Origin of the sequence: Brakhagea baltica (assembly GCF_052161605.1) — a bacterium.
GTDB lineage: Bacteria > Planctomycetota > Planctomycetia > Pirellulales > Pirellulaceae > JBKCUI01.
Genome location: NZ_CP197409.1, coordinates 6,017,199 through 6,040,891 on the forward strand (window position 1 = coordinate 6,017,199; position 23,693 = coordinate 6,040,891).

28 protein-coding genes are annotated in these 23,693 nt (G+C 51.8%); 8 read left to right on the forward strand and 20 right to left on the reverse strand.

Translation table 11 applies throughout. The features are described 5' to 3' along the window. Positions 1–44 precede the first annotated feature (44 nt). Complete coding sequence (locus tag SH449x_RS23525; protein WP_482378525.1) at positions 45–1,754, forward strand: M28 family metallopeptidase; 1,710 nt, start codon at positions 45–47, stop codon at positions 1,752–1,754. Between the two features lie 128 nt (positions 1,755–1,882). On the opposite strand, the gene SH449x_RS23530 is transcribed toward SH449x_RS23525, so the two are convergent. Then, positions 1,883–2,506, reverse strand: coding sequence for a DUF6624 domain-containing protein (locus SH449x_RS23530; RefSeq protein ID WP_482378526.1), 624 nt, complete (start codon positions 2,504–2,506; stop codon positions 1,883–1,885). 349 nt (positions 2,507–2,855) lie between these two features. Between SH449x_RS23530 and SH449x_RS23535 the strand changes: the two genes are divergently transcribed. The 3 genes from SH449x_RS23535 to SH449x_RS23545 all read left to right on the forward strand — a co-directional run bounded on the left by SH449x_RS23535 (position 2,856) and on the right by SH449x_RS23545 (position 4,471). Then, positions 2,856–3,140 carry a ribbon-helix-helix domain-containing protein gene (locus SH449x_RS23535; RefSeq protein ID WP_482378527.1) on the forward strand — a complete coding sequence of 95 codons (285 nt, stop codon included), beginning with the start codon at positions 2,856–2,858 and terminating at the stop codon, positions 3,138–3,140. 2 nt (positions 3,141–3,142) lie between these two features. Beyond that, positions 3,143–3,322, forward strand: a complete 180-nt coding sequence (locus tag SH449x_RS23540; protein WP_482378528.1) for a type II toxin-antitoxin system RelE/ParE family toxin — start codon at positions 3,143–3,145, stop codon at positions 3,320–3,322. 762 nt (positions 3,323–4,084) lie between these two features. Beyond that, entirely contained in the window at positions 4,085–4,471 is a 387-nt protein-coding gene (locus SH449x_RS23545; RefSeq protein ID WP_482378529.1) for a hypothetical protein, read from the forward strand. Positions 4,472–4,814: 343 nt separating this feature from the next. Here SH449x_RS23545 and SH449x_RS23550 read toward each other — a convergent pair whose 3' ends face one another. From SH449x_RS23550 to SH449x_RS23595, 10 genes are all read right to left on the reverse strand, one after another. Next, complete coding sequence (locus SH449x_RS23550) at positions 4,815–5,183, reverse strand: hypothetical protein (protein ID WP_482378530.1); 369 nt, start codon at positions 5,181–5,183, stop codon at positions 4,815–4,817. A gap of 108 nt (positions 5,184–5,291) precedes the next feature. Then, the gene (locus tag SH449x_RS23555) at positions 5,292–5,771 is read right to left on the reverse strand and encodes a hypothetical protein (RefSeq protein ID WP_482378531.1); all 480 of its coding nucleotides are present in this window, start codon (positions 5,769–5,771) and stop codon (positions 5,292–5,294) included. Positions 5,772–6,147: 376 nt separating this feature from the next. Continuing rightward, a complete protein-coding gene (locus SH449x_RS23560) occupies positions 6,148–7,581 on the reverse strand; it encodes an IS91 family transposase (RefSeq protein ID WP_482378532.1) in 1,434 nt (477 codons plus the stop codon). Beyond that, the gene (locus SH449x_RS23565) at positions 7,524–8,450 is read right to left on the reverse strand and encodes a tyrosine-type recombinase/integrase (protein ID WP_482378533.1); all 927 of its coding nucleotides are present in this window, start codon (positions 8,448–8,450) and stop codon (positions 7,524–7,526) included. Before SH449x_RS23565 ends, SH449x_RS23560 begins: the two co-directional genes overlap by 58 nt. 1,045 nt (positions 8,451–9,495) lie before the next feature. Further along, entirely contained in the window at positions 9,496–9,834 is a 339-nt protein-coding gene (locus SH449x_RS23570; RefSeq protein WP_482378534.1) for a phosphopantetheine-binding protein, read from the reverse strand. A gap of 121 nt (positions 9,835–9,955) precedes the next feature. Continuing rightward, entirely contained in the window at positions 9,956–10,888 is a 933-nt protein-coding gene (locus SH449x_RS23575; protein ID WP_482378535.1) for a hypothetical protein, read from the reverse strand. 162 nt (positions 10,889–11,050) lie between these two features. Continuing rightward, positions 11,051–11,212, reverse strand: a complete 162-nt coding sequence (locus SH449x_RS23580) for a hypothetical protein (RefSeq protein ID WP_482378536.1) — start codon at positions 11,210–11,212, stop codon at positions 11,051–11,053. Then, positions 11,199–12,413 carry an IS91 family transposase gene (locus SH449x_RS23585; protein WP_482378537.1) on the reverse strand — a complete coding sequence of 405 codons (1,215 nt, stop codon included), beginning with the start codon at positions 12,411–12,413 and terminating at the stop codon, positions 11,199–11,201. The genes SH449x_RS23580 and SH449x_RS23585 overlap by 14 nt, the downstream gene beginning before the upstream one ends. 49 nt (positions 12,414–12,462) lie before the next feature. Continuing rightward, on the reverse strand, positions 12,463–12,852 hold the full coding sequence (locus tag SH449x_RS23590) for a hypothetical protein (RefSeq protein WP_482378538.1): 390 nt from the start codon (positions 12,850–12,852) through the stop codon (positions 12,463–12,465). A 129-nt stretch (positions 12,853–12,981) separates the two neighbouring features. Further along, positions 12,982–13,482, reverse strand: coding sequence for a hypothetical protein (locus SH449x_RS23595; protein ID WP_482378539.1), 501 nt, complete (start codon positions 13,480–13,482; stop codon positions 12,982–12,984). On the opposite strand from SH449x_RS23595, the gene SH449x_RS23600 reads away from it, so the two are divergent. Next, the gene (locus SH449x_RS23600) at positions 13,481–13,615 is read left to right on the forward strand and encodes a hypothetical protein (protein WP_482378540.1); all 135 of its coding nucleotides are present in this window, start codon (positions 13,481–13,483) and stop codon (positions 13,613–13,615) included. The genes SH449x_RS23595 and SH449x_RS23600 overlap by 2 nt on opposite strands. A 4-nt stretch (positions 13,616–13,619) precedes the next feature. Here the strand turns inward: SH449x_RS23600 and SH449x_RS23605 are convergent, their stop codons facing one another. Beyond that, positions 13,620–14,012 (reverse strand): hypothetical protein, encoded by a 393-nt coding sequence (locus SH449x_RS23605; protein WP_482378541.1) that lies wholly within the window; start codon positions 14,010–14,012, stop codon positions 13,620–13,622. 152 nt (positions 14,013–14,164) lie between these two features. Beyond that, positions 14,165–14,446 (reverse strand): hypothetical protein, encoded by a 282-nt coding sequence (locus SH449x_RS23610; protein WP_482378542.1) that lies wholly within the window; start codon positions 14,444–14,446, stop codon positions 14,165–14,167. A 690-nt stretch (positions 14,447–15,136) separates the two neighbouring features. Between SH449x_RS23610 and ltrA the strand changes: the two genes are divergently transcribed. Next, positions 15,137–16,555 carry a group II intron reverse transcriptase/maturase gene (ltrA, locus tag SH449x_RS23615; RefSeq protein WP_482378543.1) on the forward strand — a complete coding sequence of 473 codons (1,419 nt, stop codon included), beginning with the start codon at positions 15,137–15,139 and terminating at the stop codon, positions 16,553–16,555. Between the two features lie 350 nt (positions 16,556–16,905). On the opposite strand, the gene SH449x_RS23620 is transcribed toward ltrA, so the two are convergent. The 3 genes from SH449x_RS23620 to SH449x_RS23630 form a co-directional block, all read right to left on the reverse strand. Then, on the reverse strand, positions 16,906–17,280 hold the full coding sequence (locus tag SH449x_RS23620; protein WP_482377421.1) for a hypothetical protein: 375 nt from the start codon (positions 17,278–17,280) through the stop codon (positions 16,906–16,908). A 144-nt stretch (positions 17,281–17,424) separates the two neighbouring features. Then, a complete protein-coding gene (locus tag SH449x_RS23625) occupies positions 17,425–17,877 on the reverse strand; it encodes an RING finger protein (protein WP_482377406.1) in 453 nt (150 codons plus the stop codon). 156 nt (positions 17,878–18,033) lie between these two features. Beyond that, a complete protein-coding gene (locus SH449x_RS23630) occupies positions 18,034–18,579 on the reverse strand; it encodes a hypothetical protein (protein ID WP_482378544.1) in 546 nt (181 codons plus the stop codon). On the opposite strand from SH449x_RS23630, the gene SH449x_RS23635 reads away from it, so the two are divergent. After that, positions 18,578–19,930, forward strand: coding sequence for an IS110 family RNA-guided transposase (locus SH449x_RS23635; RefSeq protein ID WP_482377413.1), 1,353 nt, complete (start codon positions 18,578–18,580; stop codon positions 19,928–19,930). The two genes, SH449x_RS23630 and SH449x_RS23635, sit on opposite strands and share 2 nt — an antisense overlap. Before the next feature lie 697 nt (positions 19,931–20,627). Here the strand turns inward: SH449x_RS23635 and SH449x_RS23640 are convergent. Beyond that, a complete protein-coding gene (locus SH449x_RS23640) occupies positions 20,628–20,756 on the reverse strand; it encodes a hypothetical protein (RefSeq protein WP_482377412.1) in 129 nt (42 codons plus the stop codon). A gap of 29 nt (positions 20,757–20,785) precedes the next feature. Continuing rightward, on the reverse strand, positions 20,786–21,172 hold the full coding sequence (locus SH449x_RS23645) for a hypothetical protein (RefSeq protein ID WP_482378545.1): 387 nt from the start codon (positions 21,170–21,172) through the stop codon (positions 20,786–20,788). Between the two features lie 184 nt (positions 21,173–21,356). On the opposite strand from SH449x_RS23645, the gene SH449x_RS23650 reads away from it, so the two are divergent. Continuing rightward, on the forward strand, positions 21,357–21,923 hold the full coding sequence (locus SH449x_RS23650; RefSeq protein WP_482377417.1) for a hypothetical protein: 567 nt from the start codon (positions 21,357–21,359) through the stop codon (positions 21,921–21,923). 368 nt (positions 21,924–22,291) lie between these two features. Here SH449x_RS23650 and SH449x_RS23655 read toward each other — a convergent pair whose 3' ends face one another. Together SH449x_RS23655 and SH449x_RS23660 are read right to left on the reverse strand one after the other, a co-directional pair. Continuing rightward, entirely contained in the window at positions 22,292–22,684 is a 393-nt protein-coding gene (locus tag SH449x_RS23655; RefSeq protein WP_482378541.1) for a hypothetical protein, read from the reverse strand. 567 nt (positions 22,685–23,251) lie between these two features. Then, the gene (locus tag SH449x_RS23660) at positions 23,252–23,641 is read right to left on the reverse strand and encodes a hypothetical protein (protein ID WP_482378538.1); all 390 of its coding nucleotides are present in this window, start codon (positions 23,639–23,641) and stop codon (positions 23,252–23,254) included. Positions 23,642–23,693: the final 52 nt, after the last annotated feature.

Here is a 23,693-nt window from a genome sequence, read left to right on the forward strand (position 1 = left end):
GCCAGAGGGGTCCGTCGTTCTATTTGCATCAAGAAAGTTAGTCTATGGTTGAGCAAAATCGCTTGAAGAGGCTTTTGAGCCAAAGCACTCTGTTTTCGGGTAAGCGGCCTCGCACTTTTTGGCGGAAAGCTGTGCTCGCCGCATTGTTGGGCCCCGTCGTTCCCTTGACCAATGGCATTGCATTTGCCCAAGAGGAAACACCTGCTGCCAGCTCAACGACGAGTGCGGCAGACGACCATTTTAGAACAATGCTCCGTATCATCGACGAGGGCAAGAATCGCAATCAGACCATGACGCACCTAGCGTACTTGTGCGAGCAAATCGGTCCTAGACTAACCGGATCCAGTCGGCTGGAGAAAGCTCACTTCTGGACTGCTGACCAGTTTCGTTCTTTTGGCTTGCAAAATGTAGAGGTGCGGCAGTGGGGTGAGATTCCCATTCGCTTTGACCGAGGTCCGTGTTCAGGCAAAGTCATTCAACCGTTCACGCGAGACATCGAGTTTACGGCGCGAGCATGGTCGGCGGGAACCGATGGTCCACGACGCGGCCCAGTCATTCGCGAGCCTCAATCTCCAGAAGAGTTGCAGGAGATCGCAGATAAGCTCGAAGGAGCATGGGTGCTTAGGCCAGCCAATGCGAGACCATCTAACGTGGTGGAACGCCTGGAGAACGCCGGAATTGCGGGCTTCATCACCGCAGCTCGAGGTGAGACGGTGACGACCGGCGGCGTGCCTGGAATCACAAAACTCAAGATGGATTCGTTGTCGCCAACCGTTACGGTTACCGTACGTCGATCCGACTACGATGCTATCAACAGTCGGTTGGCAGACAATGAAAAAGTGATCGTTGAGTTCGATCTCAAGCACGAGTTTATCGAAGGACCATTTCCTCTTTACAACACAATAGCGGAGATACCCGGTACTGAGCTTCCGGACGAAGTGGTCATCATTTCTGCGCACCTCGATAGCTGGGATGGTCCTGGATCGCAGGGAACCGTCGACAATGGTACTGGTTCTTCGGTTACGATCGAAGCCGCTCGCATTTTGATGGCCGCTGGTGCCAAGCCGAAGCGAACGATTCGATTCATATTGTGGGCAGGCGAAGAGCAAGGTTTGCTCGGTTCACGTGCTTACGTTGCGCAGCTCTCGGAAGAAGAACGAGCCAAGATATCGGCGGTATTCGTTGACGACAGCGGAACCAATCAACAAGCGTCTTTGACCGGCGTGCCTGTGATGGCGGACATGCTTAAGAAGGCGATTGAACCGATGAACTACGCGTTCCCAGATTCGCCTCTTCGTTTGATTGTACTGCCACGCATGCCACGTGGTGGAGCGAGCGACCATAGCTCGTTCAATGCCGTGGGCGTACCGGGTTTCTTCTGGGGCAAGACGGGTGTTGCTAAGTACAACTACGCATGGCACACGCAATACGATCGCTTGGACCAAGCCATTCCAGAGTATCTCACTAAGAACTCGACCGTCTCGGCAATCGTGGCTTACAGCTTAGCAGATGCAGAGACTTTGCTACCACGACCACCTGCGGTCCAGGATGACGAGGAAGAGGTAGCAGAGCGCCCACGACGTGCTCGCGGAACTCGTGGTGCCGGGGCAAGTGGCGCAGAAGCTTCTGCTGCTACGGAAGAAAAGTCAGCGACGACCGAAACGGCTGAGCCACCGAAGACGGAAGAAGTAAAGACCGAAGAGGTAAAGTCGGAAGAGACGAAGACCGAGGGAACGAAGACAGACGATAAGTAATTCGCCGCTCTTACCTCGCAGTGATATTCCTTCGCGTCCAGCCAGCAGAATTGCTGGACGCGAGCGGCGAGGGATACACTTAGACCTTGATCTGATTTTGACACTCCAGTCACAGTCGGTATGCCCAATCACTTGGCTTCGGGAAAGTAGACGTCCTTTAGCAACTTTCTGTAGACCGAAAGTGGGGGTAACCCGACTTGTTCGCGACGTTTATCCACGTTGCCTTCGTCCTCGATGGGCTCAAACACTGGCTCACGCCCTTTCCATTCCGCAATATCTTTAGCTTGCGTGCCGTAAACCTGCGGTTTGCCGTCACCTACACGTACTCGATCAAGAAGAAGTGCGTAGTTCTGCCCTGGGATTTTGTTCTCTTTAAACGCAATTTCCACTTTCGGTAGGACTGCTTTTTGGAATTCGTGATCTGCATGTTGCAATAGCAGAAAAGCAGCTTGCACACCATCGTCGCCAACAAGTCCGGAGGTTGGCCATCCGTGCTTTGCAATGATTGTCTTCATTCGCTCTGTATTGGCCTTATCCGTTGCTTGCATCTTTGCGAGAATATTTTGATCGAGGCTCTCCATTCCCGCCTTGATTAACTCTTGTCTTATCGCTTGATCTTGTTCGGCTCTTTGGAGCAACTCTTTACGCAGCTCCGGCTCGGTAATAGTCGGGCGTGGTGCTTCTTGAGCTAGAGCGACATTACAAGCAGCGAGAAGGCAAAGAACAATCAGGCAGCAGCTAATTTTTTTCATATCGTGTTTCCTTTTTTGGCCTCGCCCCCCGTCGGCTTGCCCGACCGGAGCGTACGGTTCGTTTGGCTAGATCGCTGACATGCGAAGCCACGGGCTCCCGGACGGGCTCGTCCCCGTCTGAAGCCTTAGGTTCATTCGCTCGAAACCGAATGGAAGAGAGCAATGCACCGATCCTGCCGCGGGGGCTTCATGAACACGAGCTTAAATGTTGGCAATCTTCTGGCCCGCAAAGAAGCGAAGAGAAACCTAAGGCTCGACGCAGGCCCTCCCCCGACTATACGACGCAACTTCTAAGCCTTTTATATTATCCGGGGGTGTTTGTGCGATTCTGCGGCCCAAAGCAGGCGGTGTGCAGCCGTCGAACATCGAGTACAACCTAGCCGTAAAGGAGAATACCACGACCATAGATATTCCGCAAGAATTCGAGTCGTTCGTCGCATCGCTAGTCGCTAGGCGACGTTTTCTTTCCGAAAGGGAAGTGTTGGCAGAGAGCCTCCGTTTGTTGCAGGCCCGGGAGTCCTTGGCCGATGAAGTCCAAAGGGGGGTCGAGCAGATTGACGAAGGGCACTGCGTAAGCGGCCCCGAAGCGTTCGCAAAATTACGAGCTCGGCTTCAAGAGCGAACCGAGTCGTAACGATGCCGACCTACATTCTATCCAACAAGACAGAGTCAGACGTAACGGGAATCATTGATTACATCGCACATCGAAACGTCATGGCGGCGATCAAGATGCTCGGTAGAATTGAGGAGACGTGCCAGATGCTCGCCGAGAATCCTGGGTTGGGCGAAATCCGGCAAGGGTTTTGGGGTGCCTAGTTGCAGGTCTTTCACAATTAGTCGTTATGTCGTGGTCTTTCGCCCGAACGGCAATGGAATTGATGTAGCGAGAATACTCGATGCGAGTCGTGACCTATGATGGGTTGGTCTAGTCGGATAATGTAAAATGATCTTTCGCGTCGAGCGGGAATCGTGGATCGCCCAAGCCCCCGGAATCGAAATGCTTAATGCATCCGCAGGTTACCGGGGCATGCGTAATTGCCCGGAGGATCGAGCGCCGTCATCTGCACTGCTGACGTGTTATTCTCAGTCAGAGACCGTCACTGACATCGCACTATCGTAGCACAGGCGATGTCAACATTCAGCAGGGACAGGAGTGCAAGCGACCGATTTTTGATACCACTGGCTTGACCAGTGGAGTTTCATGTTTCTCGCTAATACGCTGGCACCACCTGCAATACCCCCACTTTGCTCGGCGGCAAAGCCGCCGAGCAAAGTGGGGGGGGGCGGGGGCTGAGCGGTTATATAGCGAGAAACGTAACAATCCGCCCGGCAAGCGGGAGGCATTCCAGAGCCATGACGCCCGTCGCGTTACTTCTGAGCTAAAGAATCCATGTAAGTCCAAGGTGTAGCGGGTGGGAGCCATTCGTGTAAAACTGGCGACTCAAACCCGTGATCTCGTGTCGCGTGAACGACAACTGTCACAATCATTACCACCCACCACTAACCGTGGATTCAATACCATGAAGATTCTCGCACTCGACCTCGGACCTGTCAAATAAATTAGGCACGGGCAACACAATGTGCTGCTTTTTCGATTCAAAAACCAGAAAGCATGAATTCCTGAACGCTACCACCGATCGAAACTACCTTGAGACCGTCTTCAAGAAGCACAAGATCGACCTCGTCGTCATGGAAGCGTGCGGCCCCTCCGGCTGGATCAACGATCTCGCACAATCGCTCGGTCTCAAAACCCTCGTTTGCTCTACCAACGAAGATGCATGGCGGGTTTTCCTTCGGCTAACGCGGGGACCTTCAGCTAACGCGGGGAGCAATGTAAAACGCAAGACCGACAAAGACGATGCTTCGAAACTGGCCCGTATGGCTGCCAACCAGTATCGCCGTCTGATGCCCAGACATCGACTAACGATTCGCACCTCGAATAGTCGCCTAATCAACCATCCTTGAATCATGAACGTATGCTGAAAATCAGAGCTGACCTCCTGCTGATCCCATGATCGACCTAGCACCGGTGCCTACGTCTCCACCGCTTGTCATTCGCCATGCGCTCCGTTCGAAGACTCACTTCGCCGGGGTGAGCGACTAACAAGCGGTTACGCCGAAGGCACCTAGTTCAGCGACCAAAATGATGTAGCCTCGAAAAATAATAAAAAACAGTGGCGACCGTCACTTGCAAACCTTGGACTTCATAGACGGCAGCCGTCACCGGGGACGGCGATTTGATTTTCCAGTTGTAAAGACCCGATGCCGTCCTCCGTGTGCACGGCTTGGTTATCCGCCGCGATGAAAATCACGGATCGGAAATTGGCACCGGCGGGCCAAGGCGAGCACTCGGTATGTCGCCCGCCATTAGCCACTGTATCAAATCGTAAACCACCGGTTGAAGCGAGCCCTGATTGCAGTAGTAAGCGTCGATTGTTCCATAGGTGGAAAACGAGCTGATGTTGAACCCGTCTTCAATGTCGTTGTACCAAATCACATTACGCCCAATCAAACCGACAGCCCAAAATCCGCCGCCTTCGTCGCCCCAAGGGTGAAGTTCCCATTTGGCAGGCGCAATCTTTATAGCGTGCCACAGTCGAGTTTGTACTGCATCAAACTCGCTGACCGACTCGATGATCAACGCATTTAAATCTTGAAGTGAAATTGGGTTCCACATTGGCTTCAGTCGGATAACGGCCGCCATCACCCAGCCCGAGCGAATTACTCAACGCGAGTCAAAACTGCCGATCGAGGGCTTGGCGTGCATGGCTTTGTTCGTCTTTGTCTATTCATTTAGGCAGTTATCAAAGAGTTCATCAAGGTTTGTAACGGGACGCACGCGATCAGTTGAGAACCATGCAGTGGAGTTTAACGAATAGCGTTTGGACGCCTCCCGTCCGCCAATGTTTCGGCAATGCACGAAAACGACTCCGCGACTCAAGTCAACTTGCTCGCCGTCGAGACGCAATCGCATTCTACCGGGCATATACACCAATTCAACACCAACAGGCAATCTATGTTTGCCATTCTTTACTATTGGCACCTCTTCAACAAACACACAACACACCTCACCCGTGGATCTAAATCTAGCAATTGCGGTATGAAGCCAGCTTTTTTGGCCCTCCTTTGAGTTGTGGTCGGTGTATTGAATCACTTCCAAATCAGACTCGATGGAGTACTGCCGGACAGATGAGAGCCAGCACCAAATTACGAAAGCCACTATCGTCGTTAGTCCAAGCAATCCTCGGATACTGATTTGCTTCATGGTAGCCGAATCTGCTAAGACGAAAACGAAATGCAATCTATCCCTACCGGAGTGTAACGGAGCGGTGGGATAGATTGTGCGTTGAACTGTATGGCTTTGCTCCGCATCCCGAAAGATTATCGCTTGACCGGACTCGGTTTGCAACCTAACTGCGGATTCTTTTCCTTTTCGCTCCTCCTGAGCTCTGTGTAGACTCCTAAGTAACCTGCTCTATCGCTCGCTAAACCCGCTTGCATTGAGAGGGCGGGCCATGCGATGGGTCTTCGTACTGCTGGTTTTGTGCGTGTTTCCTAGGTCTGGACGTGCTCGAGCGGCTTGCTCGTTAAACGGCTGTTGTAATAGTCTTGTTGTTTGTGTCTGCTATGCTTTGAGCCTGTCAGGCCGTATTCAACTCGGCTAAGCTCTCTCGCATGGCAATGATCTCGTCGAAGAGGTCGGGCTCTTCGCTCGCTTTCTTAGTCTGCGATCCGTAAGCATGCTCCCAAGACGGTTTCGGTTCTGGTGGGAATTCGCACTCGACATCCGTTGGCTTGTACCAACCAGGGTGATCATTCTTTAGAATGACCTCTCTCCAGCTCGGGCGATCATCGCACCGAAGCACCTCCATGCACTGCCCGCAGTGCGGGCAATTCGGGGCGGTCTTGGTTTTTGGTTTTTCCAATTCCGTCTTTACTCTTGTCGATTCCGACTCCTCGACGGTCGCAGGATGCAATCGCTCACAGTCTTGCCGGTACTTGGTCCGTTTCGAGCAACTCCACGCTCCATAGGTCCTGACCTTGGTGTACTCCTTGGGAAGTACATGCATGCACCAACTCCTGACGAACTCGACGCTCTCCAGCGATGTTGCGATTTGGCCTTCTCCTTTCCTAAGGCTACGGGCTAAGAACCAGATGCGACCATCCTTTTCTCCCAAGATCCTGAGATCCGAGATGGGACCTCCGGTCATGTAGCGAGCCAAGTACTTGAACATCCGCTCGGCTGGCATGTCCGGTTTCGGAGGACGTTCTATAAAGACATTCCAGTTCCGCTCAGCCAAATCGTTTAAGACTTCTGCGATATAACCTGGCTCTTCAATCCGGATTTTGTTCTTGCTGATTAAGATCTGGAGTTCGCTAAGGAACTCCTTTCGGAACTCAGCACTGAGTTCTTTATTGTCGACCAAGAAGGGGTGGCCTTCTTTGGTCATCTTGCAAGCCACCCATCGCGTGCCGTCTAAGCTGGGGCCGTTGCCGGGTACAGCTAAGTGCACGTGCGGATGATGCCCTAGTCTTTGATTCCACGTGTGCAAGACGGCTTGCCCGGCACTCCGGATCCCTAGCTCCTTCTCGATCTTGCGGCTTAGGCATCGCCAAGCGACTTGGAATAAGAGATCGTACATCTCCTTGCGATTGCCAAGTGCTAGCGAAGATAATTCCTCAGGAAGCGTAAAGATGACTTGGAAGTAGGTGACTCCGGGAGCGACAAGCTCCCGGGTCTTATCGAGCCAATCTCGTCGCTTGGCTCCCGAACAGTTGGGGCAGTTTCGGTCGCCACACGAGTTGTAGACTGTCTTCTCATAGTTGCACGGAACGCAGCGATACTGCCTGGTACCGAGCACGGGAGTTCGGCAATAGTGCATATGGAGAAGCGTGTTCTCCACATGCTGCGGAATCCCTCGCCCATGTTTGCATAGCGTGCGATCGGTATGCTTGAGGATCAGGCTATGGACCGACGGAGCGGGATCGGGCCAATCGGACTCGTTGTACGCTTTCCTTACGTTCTGGTACTGGTTTCGGGGGGAGCATCGCTTCGGAACGTGGGATCGATCCACTTCGGACACTGCCGAACCGGAAGCCAATCGATCGGGCTGGGGGAGTTTTCGAAGTGTTGGCGACGACAGTGTAAGTAGACCATCGTGGTTAAGAAGCTGCTGTGCCCCAGTAGCTTGCTGATGGCCATGAGATCGACACCCGCTTCGAGTAACCCGGTCGCATAGGAATGCCTCATCGTGTGGGGTGTGACGTGTTTGTTGATCTTGGCTTGGGCTGTTGCCAGCGAGCAAGCTTTCTGAACCACTGCTTTGTTGAGAGGTGTATCGTCGGTCCTGCCCGGGAAGAGGTAATCGGACGGGCGACATTCCTTCCAGTAGAGTCGCAAGGCTGTCAGTAATCGTGGCGAGATGGGCACATATCGATCCTTGGCTCCCTTGCCCTGCGTGACTTTGAGCATCATTCGCTGGGAGTCTATATCCGACACCTTCAATTGGAGCCCCTCGGCGATTCTCAGCCCAGCAGAATAGAGTGTCAGCAGGACCGTACGGTGCTTGATATTGGTGATACATGCGATGATTCTTGAGACTTCGTCCCCAGAGAGGACAACTGGTAGCTTTTTGGGACGTTGTCCGTAAGGGATTTGTTTGACGACCCAATCTCGCTTCGCAGTCACGGTGTAGAAGAATCGCAGGGCACAGACGGCTTGATTGAATTGGATCCAAGAGGATTTCAATTCATTGATCATCCAGAGTTGGAACTCTCGGATCTCGTCAGGTCCTAATTCTTCGGGGTGTTTTCCGAACCGCAGGGCGAATCGATCGACGTGATAGGTGTAGGCATCGATGGTTCGGGGTGAGAGATTGCGTAGTTGCATGTCTTCGGCCATGGGTTTGGTAAAGGCCGTGACACGTTTGTGATAGGGAGTCATAACTCGGTTCTTAATCCTGAAACAGAAAGTGAAAATGGCCAGCTAGAACGAAAGAGCTGGCTCTACAAATCAGGATGATTAGCGTTACAGATAGCGCAAGTGATTTAATCAGAATCTTCGTTACTGGTTGAAAAGTATTTGTGTTTGGTAATCGTTACAACCGGAAGTGGTGTTGGGTGAGTTTGCGGATGGGGTAAGGCATAGCGTGGCCGGTTGTGGGATGAATGAGAGGAGGGAAAAGAAAAGGCTTTGTCTGCTTGCAAGCAAGAAAGCGACGCAGTCATCCGTTCTTCCGAGCACGCAAGCAGAAGGCGAGGAACAGTCTACTGCACCGAAGCTATCATCGGATATAAGAGCTTGAATCCGATGGTGGTATTGAAGAGAGCAAAGCCATTTAGTTCAACGCCACACGTCACCGAGTCGCGGCAAGGAAACGTTCGATTAAAAAAACGCACCGTCCGCGATTTCGGTGCACGTGATTGTTCTGTCTTGTCTTTCGATGTCAGTATTGCCTTGAACTTCCGATAGGGGGCTGGATTCTATCGTGAACCTGCCTTTTCGACTAACCTCAGGACGACCTGGATTTCGTATTTTGCAGTCAAATTTATTTGCGTGGACGGTTTCCCAGATTTTCCCGAAATTTTGTCGTCGCTTTTTGATTCAATTGCGTCCTCCGGAAGCTCGCTTGTGTCGACAAGGAATTCTCCATTGTATGTATCAGTGCTTTGAAGTTGATGTATCGTAAGTGTGCGATTAGCTGGTTCACTGCAACCAGAAAATGTCGCGGAAGTCACAAGACATCCCGCCACAAATGTCAGCACCATCGCTATGGAAGCTTTTTTCATTCGGATACCTTGCCTAGATGGTTTAAGACAGAACGACCCGCATCACGGGGTGGCGGGAGTTGACTTTGATTTTAAGAAACGCTGGCCACCGCCACTCCCGTGCATGCGATGGTTCGTCGGATTTGAAGCTTGAACTGAGCCTAAATCGTATCAAAAAGACCTTTGTCGCGACAGTCTGCTGGAATCAACTTTGCGCCGGTTCACGGCAGGTCAAACTCTTCTTCAAGTTCCATGACAAGTTCAACGACATCGAGCGAATCAACGCCAATCGCATCGAACAAAGCGGGATTGTTGGCGATCTTATCGCGGTCAACGCCAAGTTGACTTGCAACGATCTCGAGTATTCGGTCTCTACGTTCTCGCGACTTCTGGGCATTGAATAGGTGTACTGTGTCCGCAGCTTGGATGAACCAAAGTAGTTGACCGCAATGAGGACACGTCGCATCGCCGATGAAAACGGAATGCTCGACAATCACATTTGCCAGACAAAGCGGGCATGATGTGGGCTGGCCTTCAGGCGTACGTGATGAGATTGTCATTCCATCCACCGACGATGTGCTTAATCCGACGAACGGCGGCCATCACCCGGCACGCGCGAGGAAACCCACCATGTCAAAAAAGGCCGATCGCGTGCTCGGCGTGCATGGCTTTGTTAGCCGATTATACGAGTCCACGATCAGTTAACCACTTCTCAATCTGAGTCGGCATCGTGTTCTCGATATCTGTGGTATCGAAGGGTTTGTACAATTTGCCGGTCAAATCAGTCTGCAATTGTTTAAGCGTTTTGTCTTTCAACAGCAAAACATTTTTTCCCATACCAAGCATGTAGCCTACTTCAAGCGAAACGTTCGGATTGAAGTCATCTTCTGTGATACGATCGAAAACAGCGACACCGAAATCACAAGCGTGCATGTACGTCTTGATGTTTGGGAAAAGATCGTCCATGTACTCTTTGTCGTCTGCACGTAAAGCCGTAATGCCGTGTGAATGCAATGTTTTCTTGATACAGTCGACGACGGCCGCGTGTGGCTTAGTGCTGCCAAACTGCATTATGATGAATGCAGTTTTTGAGCCCACAGGATAGTCTGACCGGAACTTCTCAAGGCCTGTTGCAATTTCTGGATTCGACACAGCCTCTTCGGAGATCTTTTGATTTGGCTTCCGTTGCGTTTCCAACGTTGTGTTTACGTACTGTTCCACGAGAGATTGAATGTAGGCGTCTAAGCTATCAGCCTTTGCATGAGCCGGAGTCGAGAACCCCCAAGTTACGTCACCGACCTCAAGACGAACCTGATGGACGATGCTCTGCAGATCTAGTCGTCCGTGTTTCGTAAGATCACGATAGTTTAAGGACGTACCGCCTGAGCCGTTGGCAAACACAAAGTGGAAATTTGCGACGTCTTTTCCAACGAATAGAAAGTTAGATTGCTGAACACCAAGCAATGATGCCGGAACTTGCAGACGTAGCCCATAGCTTCGAACTTTTTCGCCGAAGCTCTTGACGATAGCATTCGCGATTTGTTGGTCGGCATCTGCTAGATCGCCGCCGGTCTGTGCCATTCCGCCGGAGGTTAGGAACGCGATTGCGGACATAGGTTTACTTCTCTTTCGGCTAACGATAAAGTTAACCCACTTGCACCTGCGTGCACAGGGATGCCGTGGCTCGTGCTAGCAAGTGGGTTCAACGCCATGTTGAACGGGCCTGAGGGTCAGCGTTCTCGCCATCTAGGTCGCTGTCTCCCTTTTCAAGTCCCTTTAGAGTTTTATCACGCGAACTGCCCGGCCGCAATTCTTTCTCGCTCCGCTTGCCGTCTTTTCTACCCGACTACCATTCCCTCGGAGCGTACCTTCTCCCAACGCCATTTCGACGGTTCGTTTTCTTGTTCCCTTGTCTCGTTCCTCGTTAAGCAGCTTCATGATGCTCTCTCAATGGACGTGGGGCATGCCGATTGTCTTCCAGCCACTGGGGTGGACTACGGCAACCCGGGATCGTTTCATCCTCGTATAGCTCGCCCCCGCACTTCGGGCACAGTCGCAATGATTTGTAGCCAGCTTGGTCCAGTAACTCCTCGCAACGGAGCTTCCTTTGGTCTGCCCCTTCCAGCAGCGAAAGCCCCAAGCTAAGCCTCGCCTCATGGTTTTGAGAATGTTGGTTGCCTCCGTAAAGCCCATAGCCTCGGACCGTTTGAAAGCGTCGTGGGGGCACATGTTCTAACCAGCGGAGTAAAAAGGTGTCCAGTGGCAACTCATCGATCCCCTGCTTCTTGCCATCACCCCCTTCCAGTGTGCTTATTCGGTAGCGATACCTTACCTTGCCATCAACCAGATCGATCAACCGGCTCTTGCCCATCGGGCCTCCTTTGATGTACCTAGCTAAATAGGTGGCGACACCAGCAGCGTGGTCATAAGAATCGTGAATCTTGACATTCCAATCTTGTGAACGACTCTTTCGTATTGCGGATTCGAAGTCTTGCTCACTCCATTGGTGGGGAAGCTGGATCACTTTGTCATGATAAGCTTTCTTAAGCATATAAAGAAACTTGCCTCGGAATTTGAGCATCAAGACTTTACGAGGTAGCAAGCACGACTTCTTGGTGGTAACCCATTGTTGTTCATTATTAAGTCCACCTGCGGTGACCAAGACATGCATGTGGACATGAGGCAATAGCTTTTGGTTCCAAGTATGCAAGGCGGTAAGCAAGCCGGGCCGAGCTCCCAGGTATTGCGGATCCGCCAACAGTTCGATTAATGTTTCTGAAACAGCTTGGAATAGCACCTTGGCAAAGGTCTTTTTATTGAATCGCCAGAGATCGTTCAGAAGATGAGAAACGGTAAAAACGACATGATGATGGGGAACCGGTAGAAGTCGTTCCTTCCATCCTCTCAACCAACGCTCCCTGGGAAGCCAAGCGCATTGCGGGCAACAGCGATGCATACAGGAGTTGTAAGCGATTTGGGTATGGCCACAATCTGGGCAACGATTGGTGTGTCCGCCTAGCGCAGCGGTGCGACAACTGGCAATCTGGAAGATAGCGTGAACCATGTCGTGGACCAAATGGTGCCGTCGCATGAACGACAGCCCATGCTCAAGAAATAACTGTTGAAGTGTGATGGCCATTTGTCTTCCCCCGAAGGCCAGTTCAACGACCATCGTCACCGAGTCGCGGCTAGGAAACGATCCATTGAAGCAAACGCCGAATCCGCGACTTCGGTGCACGATATTGTTCGTCGAGTAGTCGCCCTCGGTTTCGCAGTGGACCACGTATCAGAACTCTACCAGATTCTAGCATGCCTTTGCCTCCAGGGAACGCTCCAGAATCGAGTTCGTTAGTTTCAAAGTGGCGGAATGAGCGGCGGGAATCAGTTGAGTAGTCCCACAAGTCTGGTGGTATTGGTATCTCACCCATTGGCACCACATCCCATGTAAACCAGAACATTTCAGCGTCGGTCGGATTTGCAATGATGGCAACCGGGCGGCCATCCAATTGTACGTACCAGCGATCGGACTCGCTTATCGATGTTTCGATTTGCGGTCTGAAGAGCCAAGAAGTATTCATCGCTTTGGTCTTGGGTACTGGTTTCGACGAACGGCTGCATTGACCGATGGGCAAGGGGTGAACTCAACACAAGTCAGGGCCGAATGATCGAGCCCTTCGGTCCAATGCTTGGTTCGTCTTCGATTCAAACTATTTTGTTGGGGGTGATTCGGGTATCCACGATTTAACAGCGAACCTCTCAGGGTCTGTCGCCACGACAATTGGGCGGTTGTATTTATGCCTTAATGATTTGTCGCTTTGATCCGCCACGGGCTTTGGTTCACTGTTTGACGCGGGCTTCGGGTCCGGAATCGACGTAATTTCTTTGGGGTCGACCCAGCCGCTTATGGTGATCACCCTCGGCTTTTCGGTCTGTGCTCCCATAAACGTGTGAAATGAGACAAAAAATCTGCCAGCTGGATCAACGTGAGTAACACACGCGATTATCTGCACAACCGGACGGACCGCACCGGGAGGAGGTGGATCGTTAGTCACTTCGATGAATTTGTCGAAGAGCTTTCCTTTAAGGTCAAGCATCACAGTGTCTCCAACAACGACAGATTTTTCGCGTTTTTCATCCGCAAAAACCTGAGTAGCTATCGCTATAAAGGCAAAAAGGACAAATGCCGCTGCAGAATTTCGATTGATCATGTCAAAAACCTATGGAAGCAACTATTTAGAAGGACGAACGGCGGGCATCACCGAGCACGAGGAGTTGGCTCAACGCAAGTCAACACGGACGACCGAGTGCTTCGCGTGCATGCCATTGTTATCGGAAATCTGACATTCTAGTCTAGCATCTCGCAAGCACGATTCCAATCATCACGGTTCGCTCGTACCATGTCGATGTATCGCGACCGGCAGATTGCAGTTTGATCCGCAGACCACTCCGTTATTTTGTTCAATGCATTAAGGTACGGAGGTAGTCCTCGGATGAGCCATCTGCCAAATATCGCATATGCAGCGTCCCAAGGATAAGAATCAGGAACCCCTGATTGGTCCATCGGGCGAAAACACTCAGCGATAGTTTCGCACGCTGACGCTATCGCATTCTCATCTGGTGCGTTTGTTTCAAGCAATTGACTTAAGTCCGCGCAAAGCTGTTCGATCAATCCTGCAGCTGCCATCGGATATCGCGTCTTCAAATCGTCGAAGAGCGTCACGACATTACGATCAATCATCGCATCACTCTGTTCCGATAACGGTGGCGGTAACCGATGCCGCCGGGTTTTAGTTAGATGTCACGAACGACGTTATCGGCGGCTTCGGTTCACCGCTTGGTTCTGTCCGCTTTCACGTTGGCAATTTGCCAAACCCGATGGTCAACAAATAGTCAATTCTCCACAGATCCAACTGCTACGATTTTGTTAGTGGAACCTACAGCCCACACTTTTCCTGTTCGTGTATCAATGATGTAAGCGCCGTTGGTTGGTCCGTGGTTACTGCTCCCGGTATATGCCCAAGCGGAGATTTGAAATCGGCCATTTTCAGGTTGCGCCTCGTTAGACAGAGTGGCATCTTGCGCCGTGATGATACGCGAGGAAATCGCCAAGGCCAATAAAGTCAGCACACATACTCCAATCAATCCTGCGATAGCTTTTGCAAATCGGTTCATAGCACTACCTCTGGTTTTGGGAATTAGAATCGACCGGACGTACCATCTGTCAGTTGAGGACAGAACGTAAAAGGATCATTCACGTCGAGCGGGGATCGTGGACCGCCCAAGACCCCGGAATCGAGACGTTGAATGCATCGTACGCCCGGCACGGGCGTGAACTAATGGGGTGCAAGTCCCCTGTACGAAAATGGGAATTGCTTGGAGGATAGTATACCAAATGTAACCAAACAACTTAAGTACTAGACGAAGGCAACTGCGGGGAGGCGACAAACCGTGGAGAGGAAGCCTGCGAAGGTGTGCGTAAACGCCGGGTTTGTCCGTTGTCCCAAAAGACAACATTCCGCCACCCGGACCCTTCTCGTCGAAGCTGTGAGGCCCTGCACATCAACACGGTACAGAAACGCCATAGAGGCCTAGAGAGACCCTGAGGTGAGCCGCCGATGGACGTGCGAAACCGTTCCCAACAGACTCCAGGGTAGATGGCGAGCTTGTGCAGCGAAAGTTCACGTTCTTATCCGGGGAGAAACTGCAACGCGTACCGGTGAGTAGGGCTTGCCCGAAAGGCCGGACGACTCGAGGCGACTCGATGCTCGTGCTTGCAGAAGTCAGCAGGTGTCATAGTACCGAGCTTCCACCCCCAGTGGAAACGGGAAGGACTAACGTCACTTAACAAGGAAACACGAAACCATGACCTCAGACCGAATCAAACACACAGAACCTAGCTCGTCCGACTCTACGAGTGACGACACGATAAAGGCACGTGCTCTTGAGGCTCCCGAACGGGAACAAACCGGTGTGGCGGCCATGGCGACGAAAGCCTTGAGTTCTAATCTAGAAGACCTAATGGAACAGATTGTCGAGGAAGCCAACGTCGAGAACGCTTGGAACAATGTTCGAGCCAACCACGGAGCCCCTGGCCCCGACGGCGTAACGCTCGCAGCATTTCCCAAAGTCTTTCGCGAACAATGGCCAACGATCCGACAACAACTGTTGGAAGGAACCTACCAACCGCAACCGGCGCGTAGGAAATCCATTCCCAAAGACGATGGCTCTGAACGACATCTTGGTATTCCCAATATCATGGAACGATTGATTCAGCAGGCCATTATGCAAATCCTAACACCGATTTTCGATCCCGGCTTCTCGGAATCGAGCTTCGGTTTTCGACCTAAACGATCTGCTCATGGAGCAATCAAGCAGGCACAACAGATCATCGGCGACGGCTACCGCTATTGCGTTGATATGGATTTGGCCAAATTTTTCGATACCGTCCAGCACGATGTCTTGATGGCAAGAGTCGCGCGCAAAGTACGGGATAAGAGACTACTTGGCCTCATCGGGCGCTACTTGCGAGCAGGCATTTTGGTAGACGGCCTATGTCTACCGACAGATGAAGGCACGATGCAAGGTGGACCTCTCTCCCCGATTCTAGCGAACATCCTACTGGATGATCTCGACAAGGAACTGGAGAAGCGAGGACTTCGCTTTGTGCGCTACGCGGACGACTTTCTCGTATTTACCAAATCCGAGACAGCGTCCAAGCGTGTCTACGAGTCGATAGGCAACTACTTGACGAAGAAGCTCAAATTGGTGGTAAACCATCAGAAGAGCCGGACAAGTCGCACCGACGGAATTGAGTTCCTAGGATTTCAATTTCGCGGCTTCGGTGGTCAACTCCACGTGAGCCCCAAGAAGATCAAGAAGTTCAAAGATCGGATACGCGAGATCACTCGACGCAATCGAGGGACCTCGATTAAATCTCGACTCGTAGAACTTCGACGATACGCTCAGGGGTGGGTAGGTTACTTTCGCTTGGTCCCTTTCAAATCCTTTTACGAAAACTTAGACCAGTGGATCCGACGCCGCGTGCGTGCCTGTATCTGGCAGCAATGGCGTAATCCACGCACTCGAGTTCGTAACTTGATTAAGTTAGGGGTTAGTCCTCGCGAAGCCCATACCCACGGCAACAGTAGTAAAGGCCCCTGGACTATGTCCTTGAGCAAGGCGATTCACATCGCCTTATCACTGGACTACCTCAAGGAGTTAGGATTGTCGAGTCTGTTAGCGATCTGGATTAAACTTGCTTCTAACGGACGAACCGCCTAGTGCGGACCCGCATGCTAGGTGGTGTGGCAGGGGTCCGCAGCAATGCGGCCCCTATGCCGATCGCTGGTTAGCGGAACACGCGTTCTTGCCCGGAGGATCGAGTACCGTCGTCCGCACTGCTGACGTGTCATCCTCAGTCAGAGACTGTCTCTGACATCGCTCTATCGTACCACAGGGGATGTCAACATTCAGCAGGGACCGGAGTGCAAGCGACACACTTTTCTGCCGTCGCGTTACTTCCTAGCTAACGGCCATGTTGACCGAGTCCCCGTCAACGCGGTCTCTAAAGTTCGAAAAGGACCGACGGGGGCTTCGGTCCAACATTTTGTTCTGAGAATTGTGTTGTAAGTTCATGCCCCACGTGCAATCAAGTGGCCACAATTGCTCCAATGTGGACCGTGATTGTATTCTGCGAGTCTGTTCATTTCAATCAGCGCGGCGGTATGATCCAAATTGTGCCATTCGCTGGACCAACCATGTCCACCAGTCATCATTTCGAACCCGGCAGAGGTTGCTCGAAATATCGAGCATGCTTCATAGTCACCCTTGCGGTGATCGGCCAACGCGAATTCATCGAAACGTTCGAGCGCTTCGAGTAAACCAATAATGGCGACATCGATTGCGTCTCGCTCGATAAAAAACTCGAATCGAATCGCCAGTCCGATGTTTCGCGAGTTAGTAATGCGGATTCCAGGTATTTCAGGAAGAAGATTTCCGTTGGTCATTTCCTCGTTGCTGTCTGCATTCTCAGAACGGTACGGATCACCGAGTCGGCGCGATGATCTCTCCACTGGCAAAACGCACCGCTCGCCGACTTCGGTGCATCCGATGGTTCGATTGCGATTCGCATAATTGTTGAAAGCACAGATTTAAGCCACGCGATAGACTCGGCGAAACACAAACCAAGCCAATAGTAGCGTGAACGCCGGTATTGTATCGTAGTACATATGATACTGAAATCGCGACCATATCTGGATCATTAAATAGGGAATTGCGATGAGGTAAACCGGTGCCAAGTAAATCAAGCTGAAAGGGTGAAGGTATCGATACACGCGACGATTTGATACGTTCGCAAATGTCCGCGAGCATTTACGGCAGCGGAATCGACCTGAGGCTAGCGAGGGATCTTTATCATCACCACAGAATGGACATTGATTGACAACGATACTTTCAAACGACGCAGATCGGGAACTCTTGTTGATGAAGGCCCAGTACTGGTGACGACAATTCTGGCAGATAGGGAACGACAGCGGCGAATAGTTTACCGCATTGCATGCGGGGCAGTAGCTCGATCTAGTGCTTTCAGGTTCAGCTTCGCTCATAAGATCTCGTTGAATTCGATAGACGACGAACAGTAGCAAAACCTAACCATCTCTAGGCAATCGAACGCCACACGTCACCGAGTCGCGGCAAGATGACGTTCCATTCCAATAAAGCACCGTCCGCGACTTCGGTGCACGTGATTGTTCGTCCGCACTTCAACTGCGGCCTGGCAGAGCGAGGCGTTGTTCTATCTCAAAAGCGATTGGATTCCATGCCCTACGAAACCGTATCATATCCGATTTTAAATCCTCATCCCACTCAAATGTTTCGAAAACATGGGTCAGCAATTGTTCTGATTCATCGATTACTCGGAGTCGATAGTCAGGCGCATCGTCCGTTGTCCCCGCATAGGTTGAATCGAGCCCTCGAATTAGGTTTGCCACCTCAGCAATCTGAGCGTCAGTAAAAGGGAATTGGAATTCTTTGCTCGTACGAGAAGCACCTTCGTACCAATACGCAACTACAGTCGCTAATCCTCCTTCAGCCGTCATTGTCCATTGCAGAAGATGCGTGGATACTCCGTCGGAATGTTGAGCAATGAGTTTCATGGTTGAGCGGACGAAAGAATCCATGTAAGTCCAAGGTGTAGCGGGTGGGAGCCATTCGTGTAAAACTGGCGACTCAAACCCGTGATCTCGTGTCGCGTGAACGACAACTGTCACAATCATTACCACCCACCACAACCAAGGATCCAATACCATGAAGATTCTCGCACTTGACCTCGGAAAATTCAACACAATGTGCTGCTTTTTCGACTCAAAAACCAGAAAGCATGAATTCCTGAACGCTACCACCGATCGAAACTACCTTGAGACCGTCTTCAAGAAGCACAAGATCGACCTCGTCGTCATGGAAGCGTGCGGCCCCTCCGGCTGGATCAACGATCTGGCACAATCGCTCGGTCTCAAAACCCTCGTTTGCTCTACCAACGAAGATGCATGGAAGTGGAGCAACGTAAAACGCAAGACCGACAAAGACGATGCCTTGAAGCTGGCCCGCATGGCCGCCATGAACGAACTCAAGGCGGTTCACATGCCATCAGAGTCCCACCGCGAATTCCGTTCTCTTGTGAAGTATCGGAAAACGCTTGACTCTCGCATCAACAAGATGAAGTGCAAAATCCGAGCATGGTTCGTCAATCACGGTATCTCGATCGACACCGGCGAGAAGGCATGGAATACAGGACGAGAACGGATCAACTCCTTTCGCAAACCGCTTACAGAGTGCGAACCCCACGAATTTTGGAAGGGGGAACTCGATCTCGAACTCACTCAGATGGATACTCTCACGACCGTCCTTGATGGAGTGGTCAAGAAGCTTGAGTCTATCGGTAAGATCGATCCCCGAATTATCCGTGTGCAAACCATTCCAGGTGTCGGGCCACGAACCGCCGAGATCCTCGTCGCCTGCATCGACGATGCGAAACGTTTCGAAAACGGTCGACAAGTCTCTCAGTACTTCGGTTTAGTGCCTCGTCAGTACCAATCAGGCGAGACCGATCGGAATGGTCGAATCACCAAGCGAGGCAACCCCTTGGCACGAACGATCCTTGTCGAATGCGCGTGGTCCTCACTTCGCTATAACCCCTGGGCCAAACATGTCTACGACCGAATCTGCGGCAAACAAAAGACTCGTAAAAAGAAGGCTGCTATCGCATTGGCTCGCAAGATCGCTGTTCTGGCATGGGCGTTACTTCGTGATGAAAAAGACTGGGAACCAAAACGTATGATCGAAGTGACCGAGTCCTATGGCCGCATCCCTCTAGGCCTAAAAGAGAAACTACTCGAAATGCCCAAAAAGGAATGCCGTCACAAGCGAAAGAATCGAAGGATCAGCGAGGAACGCGCTGCGAAACAAGCAGCTGCCCAGGCTCCCAAGATCGCTTCACGACCAACCGAATCCACTCCCAAACGATCGTCGGTACAGAGCTCTGTCGCTAGGCCCGCTAAGCGAAAACCTAAGACCATAGCACCTAAAGGAAAGCCGACAAAAACAAAAGATAAACCAACCACGAATCCAAGGCGAACAAGAAAGCTCGAAACCGCGGTCTGATGAGTTGCCATCACTAAGCAACACACATCGTCGAACGAATAAGCCTTGTTCGCCCTCATAGCCCCAAGGCTTGGAGGACAACCAGTATCGCTGGCTGATGCACACGACATCGTCGTAACGAATCGGACCTCCAAGCCCTTTACGAACCTTTTACCCCTTCTCAGGAGAATGCCTTACAACGAGCACCGAACGAATTTGACCAAGGACAAGACCTACCCACGAGGTTGAGCACTAAACACAGTTGACGCGGTCGTCTCACATAGGACACGAGGACTCGTAAGAGACTCGCCGAGATGACCAGACACGTCGCCCTAAAGAATGTGCCAACCCCATAACGGAAGGTAGCTTGCTGCTCAGCGATGCGAAGCATCCAGAAGCCTACAGGCAAGCTGCAGCCAACCACGATGAGAATTCATAGCTAACAAGCGATGAGTGGAACCGTGCATGGATAACTGAGGGGATGCAAGCCGATAGGCTTCACAAGAGTGACAAGGCATTCACACCTCGAATAGTCGTCTAATCAACCATCCTTGAACGAATAAGCAAGTGCGAAGAGTAAAGCGAGACCTTAAGAAGCAAATCAGCAAGTTCCCGGTGTCATCCTCTGCGCCGCTTGTCGATCGCCATGCGCTCCGTTCGAAGACTCACTTCGCCGGGGTGAGCGATCGACAAGCGGCTACGACGAAGACACCTAACCTTACCTCAAAATGATGTAGCCTCGAAAAATATTAAAAACAGTGGCGACCGTCACTTGCAAACCTTGGACTTCATAGTCGCCACCGATGACCGAGTGCGAGCGGTAAACCGCTCCATCTCGATTCATCATACGGCGAGCACTTCGTGTCCATCGGTTTGTTATGGCTTACCTTGTTTCAGTCTTTCCGTGATCCAATAGAGTACTAACCCTGCAATGACAGTAGCAAATATCCCTCCCATAGAAACAAGTACGGTGTTTGATAATTTTTTCAATTTAGGTAGCGGTCTTGTTTCCTCTACCTCCTTAGACCAGAGTTCATATTGCAGTTTTCCTGGAACTGTCAATCGCAGTTCGGAGACCTCTAGTAGGTCTCCGTGCATGTTTTCCGGTCCTAATCTACCTCTAATATAACCAGCACTATGGAGTTCCTCGGCTATGCGAAAATCAGATTCAGACAACACACCAGAAAAACTACCGCCGCTACCTTCGGTCTTCATTAAAGAAGACATGAAAGGTACGTATACGCTGGTGATAGTTTCGTTCATGTTGGGTATTATGTTAGGTGAGATGTCCTTGCCGTTCGTGCTGCGATACTTAGAAGCATCGCGTAAGCATGAAGCCATAACGCTACCGTTCATCCGGCCCCCGCGATGAACCTTACCATTTCAAAAGACCGTTGCCGGGGGCTCGGGTGCAACGGTTTGTTCGTCGTTCAGTGGAGTTAGTTTGATGTTGATGATTTACGAAGGATTGCCGGGCGAACACGTTTCGATGTCGGCAAAGAACGCCATTGCGTTGGCAGCAAAATATAACCGTAAGGTGCGAATGCGATTCAACGACATAGCGTTGACGGTCAACAAGAGATTGAGCGTCAAGCATGTCGTCGGAACGTGGCAGCACATGCTAGACGCAAGGCAGTTGCGTTACCAAAACTCTCCCGCCGGAAGGGCGGCGAAAGCGAAGCGAGCGGCAGAAATTGCCGAAAGGCAATCGCAGCTTGATTTGTTGATGATGAATTTCCCAGCGACGAAAGATGACGCGGCGGCGTGGATTGCCAAGTGGGTTCCGCTTTCGGATGACGTTGGCGTGGATCGTCGCGGGGCGATTGTCGCGGAGTCGTTGCGGGCGATCGGTTTCGTTTCGGGGCAACACGTCGGGGCACCCGAGTTTAAAGCCGGAACGGCATCTCCCATGATGCGGATTGAGTACATCGCGGGTCAAGTGATTTCGATGCTGGAAAGCGTCGGGTGCGTACATCCGATGATTGGCGAGTGGGCCGCAGAGTCAGCGGCCTGATACGACGAACGAAAAGGATCACTCACGTCGAGCGAGGGTGAATGGACCGCCCGAGGCCGGGGGATCGAGACGTTGAGTGCATCCGCTGGTTAGCGGAGCACGCGTTCTTGCCCGGAGGTCGAGTACCGTCGTCCGCACTGCTCACACGTCATCCTCAGTCAGAGACAGTCTCTGACATCGCTCTATCGTACCACAGGAGACTTCAACATTCAGCAGGGGCAGGAGTGCAAGCGACACACTTTTCTGCGGTCGCGTTACTTCTTAGCTAACGGCGGGCATCACCGAGCACGAGGAGTTGGCTCAACGCAAGTCAACACGGACGACCGAGTGCTTCGCGTGCATGCCATTGTTATCGGAAATCTGACATTCTAGTCTAGCATCTCGCAAGCACGATTCCAATCATCACGGTTCGCTCGTACCATGTCGATGTATCGCGACCGGCAGATTGCAGTTTGATCCGCAGACCACTCCGTTATTTTGTTCAATGCATTAAGGTACGGAGGTAGTCCTCGGATGAGCCATCTGCCAAATATCGCATATGCAGCGTCCCAAGGATAAGAATCAGGAACCCCTGATTGGTCCATCGGGCGAAAACACTCAGCGATAGTTTCGCACGCTGACGCTATCGCATTCTCATCTGGTGCGTTTGTTTCAAGCAATTGACTTAAGTCCGCGCAAAGCTGTTCGATCAATCCTGCAGCTGCCATCGGATATCGCGTCTTCAAATCGTCGAAGAGCGTCACGACATTACGATCAATCATCGCATCACTCTGTTCCGATAACGAATAAGGATCATTCACGTCGAGCGAGGATCGTGGACCGCCCAAGACCCCGGAATCGAGACGTTGAATGCATCCGCTGGTTAGCGGAACACGCGTTCTTGTCCGGAGGATCGAGTGCCGTCGTCCGCACTGCTCACACGTCATCCTCAGTCAGAGCCAGTCTCTGACATCGCTCTATCGTACCACAGAGGGAGTCAACATTCAGCAGGGACAAAGGTGCAAGCGACCGTCTTTTCTGCTGGTCGCGTTACTTCTTAGCTAACGAAAAAGGATCATTCACGTCGAGCGGGGATCGTGGACCGCCCAAGACCCCGGAATCGAGACATTGAATGCATCCGCTGGTTAGCGGGACTCGCGTTCTTGCCCGGAGGATCGAGTGCCGTCGTCCGCACTGCTCACGCGTCATTCTCAGTCAGAGCCAGTCTCTGACATCGGACTATCGTACCACAGGGGACTTCAACATTCAGCAGGGACAAGAGTGCAAGCGACACACTTTTCTGCGGTCGCGTTACTTCTTAGCTAACGACCATCGTCACCGAGTCGCGGCTAGGAAACGATCCATTGAAGCAAACGCCGAATCCGCGACTTCGGTGCACGATATTGTTCGTCGAGTAGTCGCCCTCGGTTTCGCAGTGGACCACGTATCAGAACTCTACCAGATTCTAGCATGCCTTTGCCTCCAGGGAACGCTCCAGAATCGAGTTCGTTAGTTTCAAAGTGGCGGAATGAGCGGCGGGAATCAGTTGAGTAGTCCCACAAGTCTGGTGGTATTGGTATCTCACCCATTGGCACCACATCCCATGTAAACCAGAACATTTCAGCGTCGGTCGGATTTGCAATGATGGCAACCGGGCGGCCATCCAATTGTACGTACCAGCGATCGGACTCGCTTATCGATGTTTCGATTTGCGGTCTGAAGAGCCAAGAAGTATTCATCGCTTTGGTCTTGGGTACTGGTTTCGACGAACGGCTGCATTGACCGATGGGC

What these genes read in the sequence shown, in the direction of transcription:
- SH449x_RS23525 (WP_482378525.1), top strand. Translation starts at nt 45, where the DNA reads ATGGTTGAGCAAAATCGCTTGAAGAGGCTTTTGAGCCAAAGCACTCTG.
- SH449x_RS23530 (WP_482378526.1), bottom strand. Translation starts at nt 2,506, where the DNA reads ATGAAAAAAATTAGCTGCTGCCTGATTGTTCTTTGCCTTCTCGCTGCT.
- SH449x_RS23540 (WP_482378528.1), top strand. Translation starts at nt 3,143, where the DNA reads ATGCCGACCTACATTCTATCCAACAAGACAGAGTCAGACGTAACGGGA.
- SH449x_RS23545 (WP_482378529.1), top strand. Translation starts at nt 4,085, where the DNA reads ATGTGCTGCTTTTTCGATTCAAAAACCAGAAAGCATGAATTCCTGAAC.
- SH449x_RS23550 (WP_482378530.1), bottom strand. Translation starts at nt 5,183, where the DNA reads ATGTGGAACCCAATTTCACTTCAAGATTTAAATGCGTTGATCATCGAG.
- SH449x_RS23555 (WP_482378531.1), bottom strand. Translation starts at nt 5,771, where the DNA reads ATGAAGCAAATCAGTATCCGAGGATTGCTTGGACTAACGACGATAGTG.
- SH449x_RS23565 (WP_482378533.1), bottom strand. Translation starts at nt 8,450, where the DNA reads ATGACTCCCTATCACAAACGTGTCACGGCCTTTACCAAACCCATGGCC.
- SH449x_RS23570 (WP_482378534.1), bottom strand. Translation starts at nt 9,834, where the DNA reads ATGACAATCTCATCACGTACGCCTGAAGGCCAGCCCACATCATGCCCG.
- SH449x_RS23575 (WP_482378535.1), bottom strand. Translation starts at nt 10,888, where the DNA reads ATGTCCGCAATCGCGTTCCTAACCTCCGGCGGAATGGCACAGACCGGC.
- SH449x_RS23580 (WP_482378536.1), bottom strand. Translation starts at nt 11,212, where the DNA reads ATGAAGCTGCTTAACGAGGAACGAGACAAGGGAACAAGAAAACGAACC.
- SH449x_RS23585 (WP_482378537.1), bottom strand. Translation starts at nt 12,413, where the DNA reads ATGGCCATCACACTTCAACAGTTATTTCTTGAGCATGGGCTGTCGTTC.
- SH449x_RS23590 (WP_482378538.1), bottom strand. Translation starts at nt 12,852, where the DNA reads ATGAATACTTCTTGGCTCTTCAGACCGCAAATCGAAACATCGATAAGC.
- SH449x_RS23600 (WP_482378540.1), top strand. Translation starts at nt 13,481, where the DNA reads ATGTCAAAAACCTATGGAAGCAACTATTTAGAAGGACGAACGGCGGGC.
- SH449x_RS23595 (WP_482378539.1), bottom strand. Translation starts at nt 13,482, where the DNA reads ATGATCAATCGAAATTCTGCAGCGGCATTTGTCCTTTTTGCCTTTATA.
- SH449x_RS23605 (WP_482378541.1), bottom strand. Translation starts at nt 14,012, where the DNA reads ATGATTGATCGTAATGTCGTGACGCTCTTCGACGATTTGAAGACGCGA.
- SH449x_RS23610 (WP_482378542.1), bottom strand. Translation starts at nt 14,446, where the DNA reads ATGAACCGATTTGCAAAAGCTATCGCAGGATTGATTGGAGTATGTGTG.
- ltrA (WP_482378543.1), top strand. Translation starts at nt 15,137, where the DNA reads ATGACCTCAGACCGAATCAAACACACAGAACCTAGCTCGTCCGACTCT.
- SH449x_RS23620 (WP_482377421.1), bottom strand. Translation starts at nt 17,280, where the DNA reads ATGACCAACGGAAATCTTCTTCCTGAAATACCTGGAATCCGCATTACT.
- SH449x_RS23625 (WP_482377406.1), bottom strand. Translation starts at nt 17,877, where the DNA reads ATGAGCGAAGCTGAACCTGAAAGCACTAGATCGAGCTACTGCCCCGCA.
- SH449x_RS23635 (WP_482377413.1), top strand. Translation starts at nt 18,578, where the DNA reads ATGAAGATTCTCGCACTTGACCTCGGAAAATTCAACACAATGTGCTGC.
- SH449x_RS23630 (WP_482378544.1), bottom strand. Translation starts at nt 18,579, where the DNA reads ATGGTATTGGATCCTTGGTTGTGGTGGGTGGTAATGATTGTGACAGTT.
- SH449x_RS23640 (WP_482377412.1), bottom strand. Translation starts at nt 20,756, where the DNA reads ATGATGAATCGAGATGGAGCGGTTTACCGCTCGCACTCGGTCATCGGT.
- SH449x_RS23645 (WP_482378545.1), bottom strand. Translation starts at nt 21,172, where the DNA reads ATGAACGAAACTATCACCAGCGTATACGTACCTTTCATGTCTTCTTTA.
- SH449x_RS23650 (WP_482377417.1), top strand. Translation starts at nt 21,357, where the DNA reads ATGTTGATGATTTACGAAGGATTGCCGGGCGAACACGTTTCGATGTCG.
- SH449x_RS23655 (WP_482378541.1), bottom strand. Translation starts at nt 22,684, where the DNA reads ATGATTGATCGTAATGTCGTGACGCTCTTCGACGATTTGAAGACGCGA.
- SH449x_RS23660 (WP_482378538.1), bottom strand. Translation starts at nt 23,641, where the DNA reads ATGAATACTTCTTGGCTCTTCAGACCGCAAATCGAAACATCGATAAGC.